This is a genomic window from Moraxella sp. CTOTU48717 (assembly GCF_032057165.1).
Classification (GTDB): domain Bacteria; phylum Pseudomonadota; class Gammaproteobacteria; order Pseudomonadales; family Moraxellaceae; genus Faucicola; species Faucicola tetraodonis.
In genome coordinates this window covers 24,253-38,927 of sequence record NZ_DAMBBC010000021.1, presented here as the reverse complement: position 1 = coordinate 38,927, position 14,675 = coordinate 24,253, and the positions used below count along the sequence as shown (strand labels likewise).

Genomic DNA, 14,675 nt, shown 5'->3' with positions numbered 1-14,675 from the left:
TATTAATTGATTATGTAGCTTATCCTAGCATATTTTTTAATCGTGAACAGGTTCTCAAAATGCTTTGCTGACTTTTATAAATTCTGACATCTCACCTGGGCGACTTAAACAGTTGAACAATGTCATTTTATATGGAGATTTCTTCAAAAGGCAAAAGAAAAATGCAGATTATCCCAAAGAATCTGTTTTTTCTGAATTACATACTTACTATTCTGACTATTCAAATGTAGTAGGTTTTGGAGATTATTCGATTACTGGAGAGGAATATAGCGAATCTGGAGGACCAGCATATGTTGTAACTATACACATGAGCTATATTAATCAAGAAAAATTTAACGAATTGTATATCCGCCATTATTCTTCTAAATCTGATGGGACTCCATCAAATCCAGGGAAAAAATTTCTTGAAGCATTGGAACTTTTTGTAAATGACTATCAAAGTCAAGATAATTACGTAAGCTTTATTGAAACAGAAGGAGTAAGACAGTTTCTTTCTTTACATGAATCAAGTCATTTCCCCGGGTTAGGTCAAGTGAAAAAAATATCAATTTTACATCATACAGAAACTATTAATGATTATTTAATTAATAATGAGAATTAGATGTCAAAGTTCTGCTGTCCAAATTGTTTTAATGATGATCATGTTTCACAGTTTATACTTGATAGAATGGAATCTAAAGGGGTTTGTGACTACTGCGGATCGTCCTCAGTAGCATTGATTGACCCTAAATTTTTATTTTCTTTTATGGAGCAACTTGATGTTGCCTTTGAAGTACATGAAGAAGGGGAATCTCTGATTGATATACTTTCTGTAAAACTCAAATTTTTTAAAGATAATGTCGTAAACAAGCAGCGTCTTTTTGAAGATATAATAGACTCGGATTTAACTTTAAAGATAAAAAAATATAAAGTTCCACAAAAAGAAGAATCATTAGCAGAATGGTCTGATTTTTCAGATGAGATAAAATCCAAAAATCGTTTTTTCCCACGGTCTATGCTAGCTACCCAAACTATCAATTGGTATGATGGGATGACTCAGACTTCAGCATTTAATATTTTGGTGGAGTCGCTTTCCTCCAAAATTATTGACGATTATAATTTTTTTAGAGCTCGAGTTAGTAATGATGAAGAAAGATTCGAAATTCAAAATATGCTTGCACCACCGCATGCATTTGCTTCAGCAGGAAGAGCTAACCCAGTTGGTATCTCTTACTTATATTTAGCTGAAAATATTGAAACTTGCATCGCTGAGGTTCGCCCAAGCAATAATGGTTTTATAAATATTGCTCGTTTCAAAACAATAAATCTTAAAAACGTAATAGACTTAACAAACCCTAGAGAAAAAGCTTCTATATTTAAAGTTGAGCCTGAAAATTTGGCAAATGCATTGAAGTATATCGATTTGCTTGAAATATTTGCATTAGAGCTTTCAAAACCAATTCAACCCAATAAAGCTCATCTCGATTATATTCCTACTCAATTTTTATGTGAGTACTTTAAAACCATTTGCCAGTATGATGGAATCCTATTTAATAGCTCTTTTGGCAAAGGAAAAAATTTGGTTCTATTTGATGAGAGTTTCGTAAAACCTATCGAAATGAAGTACTTCAAAGTAGTCCTAACTGAATATACTCATGAAGAGATTATAGACGTTAGAATAGAAATCATATAACCCTGTCTATGTCGAGTTTTTAAATTAAACATCTCAAAAATTTTGAGTGTAACTCTCAGCAATAAAATTTAATATACCCCTATTAATTTTGATGGTAGGTCGTCACTATCAGTATACAATGCCATATGACTTTTCTTAGAGACAGGAAAAGTAGAAAACGGGAATGTTGAAATTATATAAATTAGCTTGGCTATCGTTTTCATTTATCTATATTATTGATATGTTTACATCGAAAAAAATGTTAGATGATTTTATTGAATACTTAATACAATAAGACCGCTGACTAGTCAGCGTTTTTCATTTTCAACAATAACAAGAGATATTATTGATGATTCACACTATAAACACTATTGCTTACCCTTTTGGCAATAAATAACATAATGAGTCTTACTTTTTACTCTCTTTAATCTGACTAAGTGATGCCTCATCAAGTTTAACATCATCTTTAGTGATTGGCGTTGTTTCAATCACTTGTTCAGGCACAAAACGGACTTGAAGTTTGGCAGGTGGGCGACTTGGAAAACGCTTCTTAGTCAAAGCAATGACCTTTTGTTCCATTAAATGGATATCGCTATATTTCGGTGGCGTTAAACCTTGTAATAATACGCGAATAAGGTAAGGTTTAGACGTATCAGTAGGCGATTTTTTAGGGGTTTTATCTGCCACATCATAGCTAATGCTAACTACATAATTTGGCTGATTTGCAATGGATTGTTTAACAATTTTATTGACGGCTGCTTCATAACTTTGTTGTTTAAGTTTTTGCTGAAAATTCAGGGTTAAATAAATACTAATCCCGATTAACAGTACTAAGGATACGGCATTGCGACGTATAAATAGCAAGCTTTGCTGCCATTTAGAATCCTTAACTTTTTCATCTTCTGCCGCATCGGTATCAAGCCTTCGAAGCCCTGCTACCCACAGTACAAGGGCATTGGTAAATTGAATCGCTAAAATGTTGGTTAACGTGAGAATCAATGCCCCTAATGCTAAATTGTACTTGCCATTCGCTAGCAATATGCCACTGGCCGTCAGCGGTGGCACCAAAGCGGTTGCCACTGCTACTCCTACTACGGCAACAGATAAATTGCGAGAAATCATGGCATACGCGCCGGCAGTTCCGCCTGCGAGTGCTACCATCACATCCATAGTATTGGGGGCGGTACGGGCGATGATTTCTTGGCTTTGTGACTGTTCTGGGTAAAGCCAACCCAATATCATACCAATCGCATATATCAGCACACCGCCTGAAAATAACGTCAGTAAGGATTTTTTGAGTAAGGCAAAACGCGCATCGATAATGGCTAGCGCAATACCGCTGATAGGACCAATTAGCATCGCAACCAGCATTGCACCAATCACAACCGCTGGGGAATTTGCTAATAAGCCAAATCCAGCAATAATCGCTGCTAATCCATTGAGCAAATAAAAACTACGAGTCGGCAAAGCACCTGATTCAATGTCGATGCGCACCTGCCGGTAATCAATGGTTTGCTCGCTATTCTTTTTAGCGAGATATTGTTTAAACGCTTCGTATTGGGTTTCTTGTTGTGCTTCTAATTGTTTTTGGGTGGCTTGATGGATATTTTTATCGACAGATTCAGGGGTGATATTAGTTATTGCAGCGTTTGAGGAATCGACAGCATGGATTTGCTTATTGGTAGTCGAGTCAGTTTCTGTGGTCGAATTTTTATCAGTTTCGTCCTCATTTTCATTGGCATTGCTGCTAAGCTGCTCATTCACTGCTTGGGCAACAGCTTCAATGGTGTCTTCATCAAAGCCTTGCTCGGTCAAGTTTTCGATATCTTCTTGTGTCAGTGCAAGGTTATCAGTTACTTCTACCGGTGTCGTGCGGCGAGCGATTGAGGTCTTACGCAAGCTAGAAGATAGATTGAACGGGTTATAATGATCTTTTATTTTGGTAAACGTTAATGTGCTTAAATCCATCATAATAATTTTACTTGATTAAAGGACAAGGTTAGTTTTTTATATCTGAACTATTTTCTATTTTTACCAATAATGGATGGTTGGTATCCAATGTAGTAACCGGAAAAGGAATGGATATATTCGCTTCTTCCAATGCCTCCTTAACCAAAATAATAACTTCATTGATAGAAGCTACTCGATTAGTCTGTGTACCATCATCGATAAACCAACGCACCCTTAAAACCACGCTGCTATCTGCTAATGCTGTAGCAATTACAGACGGTTCTGCCAGTTTCGAGACCGTTGGCGCTGCCTTTAACACACTTAAAATCACTCGTTGAGCATCAATGATGTTGTTTTCATACCCGATGCCTACATCGAATTCTAGACGGCGTTGTGAATAGGCAGTATTGACGGTCATGGTACTGGTATAAAGTTGAGAATTAGGAATTACGACTTTTCTGCCGTCATAGGTGCGGATTGTGGTTGCACGTATTTGAATATCTTCGACCGTGCCTTCAAAATTGCCCGAAATAATTTGGTCGCCAATACGAAATGGCTCTGATAATAATAACAATATGCCTGATAATAGATTTTGGAAGATGTCTTTAAAAGCAAAACCAATCGCAACCGACCCTATCCCTAATGCACCAATGAGTTTACCCGGTGTGAAGCTTGGTACAGCGATAATCATGGCGACCATAAAGCCTAAAAATAAAATAAGTGCACTACCCACCCGCCTAAAGACTGTAACTAAATTTTGATGGTGTTTACGACTCCCTAGTATTCTAGTGACCGCTTTTTTAAAAAAAATCGACAACACCCAAAATATTACAAACACAAGTGAAGCGACTATCAAATATGGAATGCGGCTTATCATCTGCTGCAATAGATGATTCGCTGAGGTCATAATGGTTTGGTATTCATTCACCTTGTCGCCCAGCATATCCGCTTGGCTCACCATACTGACATAGGCAGGCAAATAATCAATAAAAGATAGGATTAATTCAAACATATCGATACCTTTAAAGCACCTTTAGCTGACTGGCTGTGACACTTTTTGCCACTCTTCCAATACTTAAGCCCTGAATTAAAATTGAAAATACCACAATGGCATAAGTCAGCGTTAGCAGTAAGTCCCGCTCGGCACCAGCAGGTAGTTGCAATACCAAAGCCACTGAAATACCACCTCGCAGTCCGCCCCAGGTTAGCACTTTCCAAGCACCTTTAGGTAGCCCCAAGTATTTTTGCAAATTAAACGTCACCCCGCCGACGACAATTAAACGAGCGAGCAACCCAATGACAATCGCCAATAGGGCCGCCAGCAGTAGATTGCCATTCATACTCACAACCACGATTTCAAGACCAATCAATACAAACAAAATGGCATTTAAAATTTCATCGACAAGTTCCCAAAACAAATCCACATAGTGACGAGTATTATCGCTCATGGCATAGCTTCGCCCTTGATTGCCGACCATTAAACCCACGACAACCATCGCAAGTGGTGCTGATAAATGCCAGTGACTGGCCAACGCATAACCGCCTAATACCCCAGCCAAGGTTAATAACACCTCTTCTTGATACGAATCAATGCTTTTTAACAAATAATACAGCACGGCACCTAGTAACAAGCCAAATGAAATACCGCCGCCTGCTTCAATTAACAATAAATGCCCAATATGCCCTGCCGTTGGTATCTCGCCGCTTGTCAGTACGCCAAGTAGCAACATAAAAATCACCACCCCAACCCCATCATTAAATAATGACTCGCCCGAAATTACGGTATTAAGGCTTTTAGGGGCATTAGCATTGGCTAAAATCCCCATAACAGCAATCGGGTCGGTTGGTGAAATGAGCGCCCCAAACAATAAACACCAGATAAAACCAAGGTTAAATCCTAGCCATTGTAAGGCGACATACGTCAGTCCTGCGACAATAAAGGTTGATACCACCGTACCTACCACAGCAAGCAAGGCTATAGGCAGCTTATAGCGTCGTAAATCTTGCAAGTTGATATGCAATGCACCAGCAAATAACAACATGGAGAGCATCCCATCCATGAGTATTTCAGTGAAATCAAGCTGCCCGACCAGCATTTTTTCATAATCAATTAGTGTATCAAATCCTAAGGCATTGAGAACAATCGCAATAAGTGACAGCAGCAGTGAGATGACCATCACACCGATGGTAGTCGGTAGACCGATAAAGCGATGATTGATATAAGCAAGTAAGGCAGTCAAGGTCAAGAAAATAGCAGCAATGTCAAAAGCATTCATGCGTCTGATCTCAAGATAAAATTTGTATCAGTGTAGCGAAAACTAATGCATAATTCAGCTAAAATCGCAATAAGGGTGTTGATGTGAATTACTTAGGGTTCAATCTTAGACAAGCATCGGCTCTTTGTCTTTAACCTGGGGTCAGCACAGAAAACGGAGAAATAGGGATTTAACGACTTTTGTCGAGTATTTTTAAGTATCCTTTAATTGTCTAAAAAACCAGGGTTTTTTAGACAATTTTATTTAGGCGAAAAAACAGGGGCAAATCGCCCCTATTTTTATCAATTAACTTGTCTACAAATCAGCATCCAATAAATATATAGATAGGCCCTATTAGAAAATTTTAATTAAAATCAACGAAGGGTAGTTACTAAAAGGCTTCAAGTACTACGCCAAATGAGCAATCTCATCAATTAACTCAGGCTTTTTACCCAATAATTTAAGTAAAACTTGAGCTGAACCGCTGGGTTTACGTTGTCCTTGTTCCCAAGATTTTAACGTATTGACAGAAATGCCTAGGATTTTGGCAAATTGACTTTGCGATAAACCCGCTTTATGACGGACTTGAGCCGTATCTGATATGTCTGTCGTACGTGCAAAGATACCTGCTTTGATTTGGTTCAATGCTTCAATCAGATTGTCTCGCTCTGCGACTAAATCAGGTTCATCATCAATAATCGCTTGAACAGCTGCTTCAATATCGAAGTCTTTAGGAAAATTTGTTTTCATCGGTTATCTTTTTAGCTTTTGAAGCTCACTTGGCGATATATTTTCTTGTTCATTTTTTGCGTAGAAGTAAGACATCACAATCAGCCCATCTTCTAATACATTAAAGTAAATGAGACGAACGCCGGTATTTTCAATCATAAAAAGACCAAACAAATTTCCTTAGCGTGCTATTTTCTCCAAATTCTGTGCTGACCCGATGTAGGTTTGAATTTTATTAGTGTCCTAAATTAGTTGACCACCACCAGATTCTTATCAAAGACTTCATCATCTATTATTCGCCAAACGGCAACTTGCTGATGGTCTTTGGTGGTGACTAGATTTAAAGTTTGTTCAATCATTGCTTGAGGTCTCATATCCTTATGATGTTTATTTGCTTCAAACCCAGTTACTTTACACTTAGCGGTTTAATTAAGCTACTTACTTGAGCTATTTGCTTCAGTTATTAGGCTTGGCTACTTACTCAACTTCAATATTCTAAAGGCGCCCTGAATAACTAAAGCAAATACGATGCTACCAATCATCAAATCAGGCGTACTAGAGTGTAACCAATTAACCAAAATCCCTGCAACAATTACCCCTAAATTGATAATCACATCGTTTGAAGTGAAAATCGTACTGGCTTGCATATGGGCTTCTTCTTTGCTTTTCGATTTTTGTAGTAAATAGAGGCAAATCGAGTTTGCAATTAGCGCAAGAATCGATATGACTATCATGGTAGAAAAGTCAGGTAACTGCTCATTGCCAAAGAAACGTCTTAGTACTTCTAAAAAACCAAGAATCGCCAGCGTAATTTGAAAATATCCGGCAACTCTAGCAATCCGTTTTTTCTTAATGACCGTTCCACCGACCGCAAATAAGCTAATTCCATACACGAAGCTATCTGCTAACATATCTAAGCTGTCGGCGACCAACCCCATCGAACGAGAAATCAGTCCCGTGCTCATTTCAATAATAAAGAAAGCAAAGTTAATGACCAGCACTATCCATAGTAGCTTTCTTTGCTCAGCATCTTTTTTGTGACTAGAGTCAGCATCAACTTTAAAATTATTGTTGGGATCAGAGGGGTCAATGGTTTCGGTCGAGAGTAAGGTGTCTCCTAATTTTAGGTCATGAATAGCAGTCTCTATCCCTTCTATATTGTCATGATGAAACACAGTTAATTGACGGTTAGGAATGTCGAACTCAAGATGTTCAATATTCGAGTGGCCCTCTAATTTCATTCGGATTAGGTTTTCCTCCGAAGGGCAGTCCATCTTCGATATTTTAAAAGTTGTTTTATTCATAGCTACATTTATATCCGGGTGGTGGTTCAAAAACTAGGCTGGAAAAAACAGGCTGAGAAATTGATAAATAGTGAAATGCAAATGACACTATACATCAAATGCCCAGCCTGTCTAAGTGACAATATAAAGAAAAATGGTTTCAAAAGCTATGGTAAGCGAAACTATAAATACAAAGACTGCAAAAGGCATTGAAGGTAATAATTGCACTATCAGACATCGAGTAAGGCGAGCATTTAGGCGAAGTTGTAACTTTCCTAAAAACTGGAAAATCACTTTAAAGCCTTTGATTTAGCTTTCTTTGGGGTCAGCACAGAAAACGGACCATATAGGGTGGTAAGTACATTTGTTTAGTATTTAAATTACTGTGATAGGTAAAACTCATCATTGGAACAACTGACCTCTGCTGTCAAGAACGGAGAAAAACACTTGGTAGATTATGTCAGGCAGCCTGACGGTAAAAGGGGTCAGTACGGAATTCGGTTCATATTGTACGCTAGGTACATTTATTGAATTTTATGTGTTTGTTGTTTAATAAATTTATGAAAATACTCTTAATTAAATTACATATTATTCATCTCTATTAAAAAGGCAAAGGGTAAAAAATAAGTCTTTGATTTTAATAAACTTATTAATAAACAAAATTCCTTAGCGTACTATTTTCTCCGAATTCCGTGCTGACCCCATTTACTGCTATCTCTAGCTCCAATTGTTTTCGAAGTGTTTTGAAAAGCGTGCCGAAAGTAATAGACAATCATAAATATACAACCATCTTTTGTTAGGTAAGAAGAATATTGAATTAGTTAACCGGACTTATAACAGCCTAATGCCATCTAAATAAGACCTAGACGATCACACCTGAAAGACAGGCGCGAATCCACCGCCTGGCGTACGGAAGTTAGTCACCTGACCTTGATACACACGCGCAGCAGGTAGTAACAGTTTTCCGCCATACGTATAAAGACGTATATCTACCTTTCTTGTTGTTACGATGTCATCAATTTTGAGTGATCTCTCTCCTGCAGGGACAAAGGTCTGTGCGATATAATCTTCATCCAGAATGTTTTCGAAGACGCGTCGAGTCAGTTTGCTACCGCGATAAACGCCTTTGCTTCCATGACCAGCAACTGGCTTAAAAAACAGTTGCCGCCGAGTAAGCCACAACTCTGCTGCATCGTCTCTTGATACAATCTTAGTCCTCGGTACAGACCTTTCGAGGCACTCCACTGCAGCCTCATCCAGACCCCAAGAGCGCAATATTTGGGAGTCTGATAGCAATGTCAGGTTTTGCTTATTGGCCAACATAGCATGTACGCGGGGATTGGGTGTCACTACCACAGCACCCTCTAAATAAGCCTGCTTAAGCAATACATGGTCAGGGTCCTCAAATGCAAAGTCGACAAGCCGATTGTAAATCATATCGATTTTCTGGCCATGGGCTGTTAACGTACCGTCGATATACTCGAGTTCAGAGGGATCAAGTATCACAGTATCAATACCTCTAGCTTGGAGCAGTTGACAGGCTAACTCAAACTCTAAGAACATGAACTGACTCTCGGGGTCATTGTCCACAATGGCTATCCGATTGGGCATAGCAACAGCGGACTGTCGCTGCCATTCCTGTTTGAACATGTCAAACACTGCTTCCTCGAACCTATCTAGCATTTGATTGGTTGCAGCGCTTTGCTCTGAGGGGTTGCAACAGCGTTTTTGTGCGCGAGCGAGCAACACATTCAGAAATGCGCCACCGGCATTAGTATTGACCTCGATGAGCTGAGGTCCATCGCTACCCAAGTGAAAGTCATAACCCATGAGGGCCCCTATTGGGCCTGGGTCGAAAGCAGCTATTTCTGGTGCCCACGACAGCACTTGCTCTTGATACAATGGCAGTTCGGCAGCTGACTCGATAGCCCTGACGATTCGCTCCATCGCCTCTATCTCTGTTTTGGGAACGAACACGGGTGTTGCTGAAAAAAGCTTATTAAGCTCGTTCGCTCCTATTGGATTGTTTCTAGTTTCTACCAATTGATCTTGAAGGCTTGTATTAAGCGCTTTACGATCAAGGGTAATGCAGTAGCACTCTTGGTTAAGTCGATTTGCAAGACCGTCATTTTTTTCGTTGTTATTAGTTGGGTGTTCCATTTAGAGTCCGTCGCTAAGTAGAGTACTCACGCTGACATACTCTAGTAAAAAGTAAAAAGTAAAAAAGGTTCTTGGCGTGTTTAAGTAGTGCTAGCTACTTTCTAATGTTTCATTCCCTGAGACTAAATCATTATTTCGTTCATTTTTAATTAATATCTTTGCTAAGAGTAAACCCAGCTCAAATAATAGCCACATAGGAATCGCCAACAACAGCATTGATACACCATCAGGCGGTGTCACTACCGCGGCGATCCCAAAACAGCCGACTATGATATAACGACGCTTATCTTCTAAAATTTGAGTAGAAACGATTCCGGCCATTATCAGCAATAAGGTAACCACTGGAATCTCAAAAGTCAGTCCAAACACCATAAATAGCTTGAGGGCAAAGCTCAGATAACTGTCAATATCGGTCATTGGTATAACGTTCTGCGGAGCGAACATAATAAAAAATTTCAATACCCCTTTGAGTACGACAAAGTAGGAAAAAGCAACACCCGCATAAAATAGAAATATCGAAGATAGCAGTACAGGAATGGCAATTTTCTTCTCTTTTTTATATAAGCCGGAAGCTACAAATGACCAAATTTGATACAGGATATAAGGCATTGCTAAAAATGCGGCGACGAATATCGTTAAGCGAATGGGTGCCATAAAGTTTGACGTTATATCAGTGGCAATCATGGTCGAATTGATGGGTAACTGCGCCACTAATGGGTCTGATAAAAGATTATAAAGCTCGCGTGAAAATCCCACCAATACTAAGAATATAATTAAGACGACCACGCATATTCTTATTAAGTGCGTACGCAGCTCGATTAAATGTCCGGTAATAGGCATATCGCCAAGCGTACCTAACGTATCTCCAGACTCACTATTCTGTGTTGTATCTGTTGGCGCCTCAAACTCTATATCTGTTATTTTTTCTTGTCGACTTTTTTGCCGTTTAAATAGGCTCACTGATCCGCCTCCTGTTTAATGAACGAGGAGGTAGTATTCTGTTGATGGTCTTTATCATAAGGGGTGATTGACTGATGTGAAGCGTCTAGGCTTTGGTTCTGTGACTGCTCAAACTTTTGCATACTGCCACGCATTTCTGCTAATTCGCGCTTCATATCCGACTCGGTCTGACGGATTTTCGCAAGTTCATTTTGCATTTGTTGACGTGTTTCAGCTAGATCAAGCTCAGCTTCTATTTCAGATTGTAGGGTGGATACTGTACGGCGCAGTTTGGCATACCATTGCCCAGCGGTACGTGCGGCTTGCGGCAGTTTTTCTGGGCCCAATACGATTAAAGCAATGACGCCAAACAAGAGTAATTCGGAAAACCCAATATCAAACATAACAGTCACATATATTAATAGACTACTTAGTGCCGCTATTTATAAGCGGCGCGCTTCATACTTTAGGCTGGTCATCAGTGGAAATAGGGCTGATTTCCATATCATCAGCCTGATTACCTACACGCGTATTTAAATCATTACTTGCAGCTGGCGTACTATTTTCATGGCTAAGCACATGATTTTTGCGAGCATTCTCGGGTTCTTCATCTTTGACCGCTTCTTTAAAACCCTTCACCGCACCGCCTAAATCTTTACCTGCATTTTTAAGCTTGGCAGTACCAAATACGACCACCACTACGACCAATAAAATCAGCCAATGTGTAATAGAAAAGCTGCCCATAACGGTATCCTTATATTTTGTGATCTTGTTTAGATCAGTATGTGTCAGTGTGCTTTAGAACACTTTTTACCGTACCAGAATTATAGTTTCAAACGGCGCAATCGCAGCGCGTTAGCAATCACCGAGAATGACGACAAGCTCATCGCTGCCGCTGCTATCATCGGACTGAGCAGAATCCCAAATATGGGATAGAGCACACCTGCGGCAATAGGAACACCAAGTGCATTGTAGATAAAGGCAAAAAACAGATTCTGTCTAATATTGCGCATGGTGGCGTGGCTAAGCTTATAAGCTTTGGCAATGCCCATTAAATCACCTTTTAGCAGGGTAATGCCCGCACTCTCCATCGCCACATCGGTACCGGTTCCCATAGCGATACCAACATTAGCTTGCGCTAGCGCTGGTGCGTCGTTGATACCATCACCCGCCATAGCGACCAATTTACCGCTGTCTTGCATTTCTTTGACGATACGGTTTTTATCCTCTGGTGAGACATCCGCATGAACTTCATCAATACCTAGTTTATTGGCGACTGCCTGCGCGGTTTTTTCGTTGTCACCGGTTAGCATCACAACTTTTAAACCTGCGTCATGAAGCAGTGAAATAGCCTCTTTAGTGCTTGGTTTAATAGGGTCAGCAACTGAAATAATACCAGCAGCTTTACCGTCTATAGCCACAAACATTACCGTTTCACCGTCTTTTCTACGGACATCAGCTTTAGTGGACAGCTCATTATCAAAACTATTTAGGCTTTCCATAAGCTTAGAGTTACCAATAGCGACTTTCTTACCATCGACCACGGCTTGTACGCCTTCGCCAGTAGTCGAATTAAAGTCAGTAGCTTTAGGAATAATGAGTGATCTTTCTTGAGCTGCTCTAACGATAGCTTCTGCTAAAGGATGCTCGCTAGCGCTTTCTACTGAGGCTACCAATGCGAGGAACTCGTCTTCATCTTGACCTACCTGCGCATCAATTGCGGTAAGCTCGGGCTTACCAGCGGTCAGTGTTCCGGTCTTGTCGACGACAATGGTATCGACTTTTTCCATCCTCTCTAACGCTTCAGCATTTTTGATGAGGACGCCGTTTTGCGCGCCTTTGCCGGTACCAACCATAATGGACATCGGCGTCGCTAGACCAAGGGCACAAGGACAAGCAATAATCAGTACCGCAATCGCGTTAACCAAAGCATAGGTCATAGCGGGCTCAGGGCCGAATATCGCCCAGACAATAAAGGTAATGACGGAGCAAATAAGCACGATCGGTACGAACCACCCAGCTACCTTATCTACCAATTTCTGTATAGGTGCGCGGCTACGCTGGGCTTCAGCAACCATTTGTACAATTTTAGATAATACTGAATCTGCTCCAACATTGACCGCTTCGACTAATAGCGTTCCGGTGCCATTTACCGTACCACCAGTCACTGTATCTCCTGCTACTTTTGATACAGGGATTGGTTCACCCGTTACCATTGATTCATCAACATTACTATTACCATCGATCACTGTACCGTCTACGGGCAACTTCTCACCTGGTCTAACCCGTAACTTATCGCCACTGACAACCTCATCAAGCGAGACTTCGATCTCTTCTCCGTTTTCGTCAACACGTCTTGCAGTCGGTGGAGCTAGCTCAAGCAATGCTCGAATCGCACCTGAAGTTTGGCTTCTGGCTTTGAGCTCTAATACTTGACCCAACAATACTAAGGTTACAATGACAGCTGCTGCTTCATAGTAGACTCCGACTTGACCACTAGCGTCTCTAAAACTGTCTGGGAAAATATTGGGAAAAAAGGTCGCGACAATACTAAAAACATAAGCAGCGCCTACGCCTATCGCAATCAAAGTAAACATATTAAGATTGCGGCTTTTTATAGACTGCCAGCCACGAACGAAAAACGGGGCGGCCCCCCAAAGCACTACAGGTGTCGCAAGCACCAACTCAGCCCATTGTAAAACCTGTGAAGGTATACCATACTGACTAAAGTCAACTCCAAACATACCGCTCATAACATATATTAATAGCGGTACAGTCAACACGGTACATATCCAAAAACGACGAGTCATGTCGTCAAGCTCTGAGGTGTCCTCTTCACCGATAGTAAGCGTTTCGGGCTCAAGCGCCATACCACATATCGGACAACCGCTATTTCTAACGTCTCTCACTTCAGGATGCATAGGACAGGTATATACCGTGCCATCGTAATCAGCAGGTACTTTATCGTATTTACCGCCTTTAACAGATTTTACTCCGCTACTATCAGTATCCTTTCCATGACAGCTAGCGTGACTATCATCTTTAGCAACTTCGTCTTCAGGTTTAAGAAACATGCCACATATTGGGCAGTCACTTTTTTCAACATCTCTTACTTCTGGATGCATAGGACAAATATAGACCGTACCGCTATAATTTTCCGGTATCTTGTCGTACTTATCGTCTTCGACAGAATTTACCTCATTACTATTATTAGCATCCGCTCCATGACAATGCGCATGACTATCTTCATGGTTGTTGGATTCAGCAACCTCGTCTTCAGGTTTAAGAAACATGCCACATATTGGGCAGTCACTTTTTTCAACATCTCTTACTTCTGGATGCATAGGACAAATATAGACCGTACCGCTATAATTTTCCGGTACTTTATCGTACTGACCACCTTTGATAGATTTTTCATCGGCAATATGTTTCATAAAACCACTCCTTGAAGACAATAAATATTGATAATAAGTACAACTCTTATAGCACTATCACTCAAGAATAGCAATCGACAGATATTGAACATTTCGATATAGGAATAAGAAGTTTTGAAATAAGAACAGTAAAACAAAGAGCAGTTAATGCAGTTGAAGGGGTAGGTAAAAAATCACATTAATTATCTGTGCAATCTGTCCTTTTAAGGTAAAGGTACCAGCGAAGACTATAGCGCTGATACCAGGTATCACCATTTTTTCATAATCAATTTCT

Annotated in this window: 13 protein-coding genes and 1 pseudogene; 3 read left to right on the top strand and 11 right to left on the bottom strand. The window is 40.2% G+C overall.

The features are described from left to right. The first annotated feature begins 112 nt into the window (after window positions 1–112). Window positions 113–601 (top strand): sce7725 family protein, encoded by a 489-nt coding sequence (locus tag RT084_RS10890; RefSeq protein ID WP_409519600.1) that lies wholly within the window; start codon window positions 113–115, stop codon window positions 599–601. Further along, a complete protein-coding gene (locus RT084_RS10885) occupies window positions 602–1,672 on the top strand; it encodes an RES family NAD+ phosphorylase (protein WP_060994620.1) in 1,071 nt (356 codons plus the stop codon). It begins immediately after the preceding gene. A gap of 387 nt (window positions 1,673–2,059) precedes the next feature. On the opposite strand, the pseudogene RT084_RS10880 reads toward RT084_RS10885, so the two are convergent. The 6 genes and pseudogenes from RT084_RS10880 to RT084_RS10855 all read right to left on the bottom strand — a co-directional run. Then, a pseudogene (locus tag RT084_RS10880) lies at window positions 2,060–3,502 on the bottom strand (DUF389 domain-containing protein); the annotation flags it as partial. Between the two features lie 148 nt (window positions 3,503–3,650). Further along, complete coding sequence (locus tag RT084_RS10875) at window positions 3,651–4,613, bottom strand: mechanosensitive ion channel family protein (protein WP_313099983.1); 963 nt, start codon at window positions 4,611–4,613, stop codon at window positions 3,651–3,653. 10 nt (window positions 4,614–4,623) lie between these two features. Further along, a complete protein-coding gene (locus RT084_RS10870) occupies window positions 4,624–5,877 on the bottom strand; it encodes a cation:proton antiporter (RefSeq protein WP_309595393.1) in 1,254 nt (417 codons plus the stop codon). Between the two features lie 387 nt (window positions 5,878–6,264). After that, on the bottom strand, window positions 6,265–6,606 hold the full coding sequence (locus RT084_RS10865; RefSeq protein WP_101965033.1) for a helix-turn-helix domain-containing protein: 342 nt from the start codon (window positions 6,604–6,606) through the stop codon (window positions 6,265–6,267). A 3-nt stretch (window positions 6,607–6,609) separates the two neighbouring features. After that, entirely contained in the window at window positions 6,610–6,744 is a 135-nt protein-coding gene (locus RT084_RS10860; RefSeq protein ID WP_257619763.1) for a hypothetical protein, read from the bottom strand. Window positions 6,745–7,058: 314 nt separating this feature from the next. Then, window positions 7,059–7,889 carry a cation efflux transmembrane domain-containing protein gene (locus RT084_RS10855; protein ID WP_313099978.1) on the bottom strand — a complete coding sequence of 277 codons (831 nt, stop codon included), beginning with the start codon at window positions 7,887–7,889 and terminating at the stop codon, window positions 7,059–7,061. A 75-nt stretch (window positions 7,890–7,964) separates the two neighbouring features. On the opposite strand from RT084_RS10855, the gene RT084_RS12470 reads away from it, so the two are divergent. Then, window positions 7,965–8,081: a transposase-like zinc-binding domain-containing protein gene (locus RT084_RS12470; protein WP_418001145.1), complete on the top strand. Its 117-nt coding sequence runs from the start codon at window positions 7,965–7,967 to the stop codon at window positions 8,079–8,081. A gap of 657 nt (window positions 8,082–8,738) precedes the next feature. Here the strand turns inward: RT084_RS12470 and RT084_RS10845 are convergent. The 5 genes from RT084_RS10845 to RT084_RS10825 form a co-directional block, all read right to left on the bottom strand. Next, window positions 8,739–10,028 (bottom strand): ATP-grasp domain-containing protein, encoded by a 1,290-nt coding sequence (locus RT084_RS10845; RefSeq protein ID WP_036599449.1) that lies wholly within the window; start codon window positions 10,026–10,028, stop codon window positions 8,739–8,741. 90 nt (window positions 10,029–10,118) lie between these two features. Beyond that, the gene (gene tatC / locus RT084_RS10840; RefSeq protein ID WP_011959994.1) at window positions 10,119–10,988 is read right to left on the bottom strand and encodes a twin-arginine translocase subunit TatC; all 870 of its coding nucleotides are present in this window, start codon (window positions 10,986–10,988) and stop codon (window positions 10,119–10,121) included. Beyond that, window positions 10,985–11,371 carry a Sec-independent protein translocase protein TatB gene (gene tatB / locus RT084_RS10835; protein ID WP_036599454.1) on the bottom strand — a complete coding sequence of 129 codons (387 nt, stop codon included), beginning with the start codon at window positions 11,369–11,371 and terminating at the stop codon, window positions 10,985–10,987. Before tatB ends, tatC begins: the two co-directional genes overlap by 4 nt. 55 nt (window positions 11,372–11,426) lie before the next feature. Next, on the bottom strand, window positions 11,427–11,711 hold the full coding sequence (tatA, locus tag RT084_RS10830) for a Sec-independent protein translocase subunit TatA (protein WP_011959992.1): 285 nt from the start codon (window positions 11,709–11,711) through the stop codon (window positions 11,427–11,429). A gap of 80 nt (window positions 11,712–11,791) precedes the next feature. After that, window positions 11,792–14,401 (bottom strand): copper-transporting P-type ATPase, encoded by a 2,610-nt coding sequence (locus tag RT084_RS10825; RefSeq protein WP_313099973.1) that lies wholly within the window; start codon window positions 14,399–14,401, stop codon window positions 11,792–11,794. Window positions 14,402–14,675: the final 274 nt, after the last annotated feature.

Bases quoted from the DNA above. Each gene is read 5' to 3' on its own strand.
- tatA (WP_011959992.1), bottom strand. From the start codon at position 11,711: ATGGGCAGCTTTTCTATTACACATTGGCTGATTTTATTGGTCGTAGTG.
- tatB (WP_036599454.1), bottom strand. From the start codon at position 11,371: ATGTTTGATATTGGGTTTTCCGAATTACTCTTGTTTGGCGTCATTGCT.
- RT084_RS10825 (WP_313099973.1), bottom strand. From the start codon at position 14,401: ATGAAACATATTGCCGATGAAAAATCTATCAAAGGTGGTCAGTACGAT.
- RT084_RS10855 (WP_313099978.1), bottom strand. From the start codon at position 7,889: ATGAATAAAACAACTTTTAAAATATCGAAGATGGACTGCCCTTCGGAG.
- RT084_RS10865 (WP_101965033.1), bottom strand. From the start codon at position 6,606: ATGAAAACAAATTTTCCTAAAGACTTCGATATTGAAGCAGCTGTTCAA.
- RT084_RS10845 (WP_036599449.1), bottom strand. From the start codon at position 10,028: ATGGAACACCCAACTAATAACAACGAAAAAAATGACGGTCTTGCAAAT.
- RT084_RS12470 (WP_418001145.1), top strand. From the start codon at position 7,965: ATGCAAATGACACTATACATCAAATGCCCAGCCTGTCTAAGTGACAAT.
- RT084_RS10860 (WP_257619763.1), bottom strand. From the start codon at position 6,744: ATGATTGAAAATACCGGCGTTCGTCTCATTTACTTTAATGTATTAGAA.
- RT084_RS10875 (WP_313099983.1), bottom strand. From the start codon at position 4,613: ATGTTTGAATTAATCCTATCTTTTATTGATTATTTGCCTGCCTATGTC.
- RT084_RS10885 (WP_060994620.1), top strand. From the start codon at position 602: ATGTCAAAGTTCTGCTGTCCAAATTGTTTTAATGATGATCATGTTTCA.
- RT084_RS10870 (WP_309595393.1), bottom strand. From the start codon at position 5,877: ATGAATGCTTTTGACATTGCTGCTATTTTCTTGACCTTGACTGCCTTA.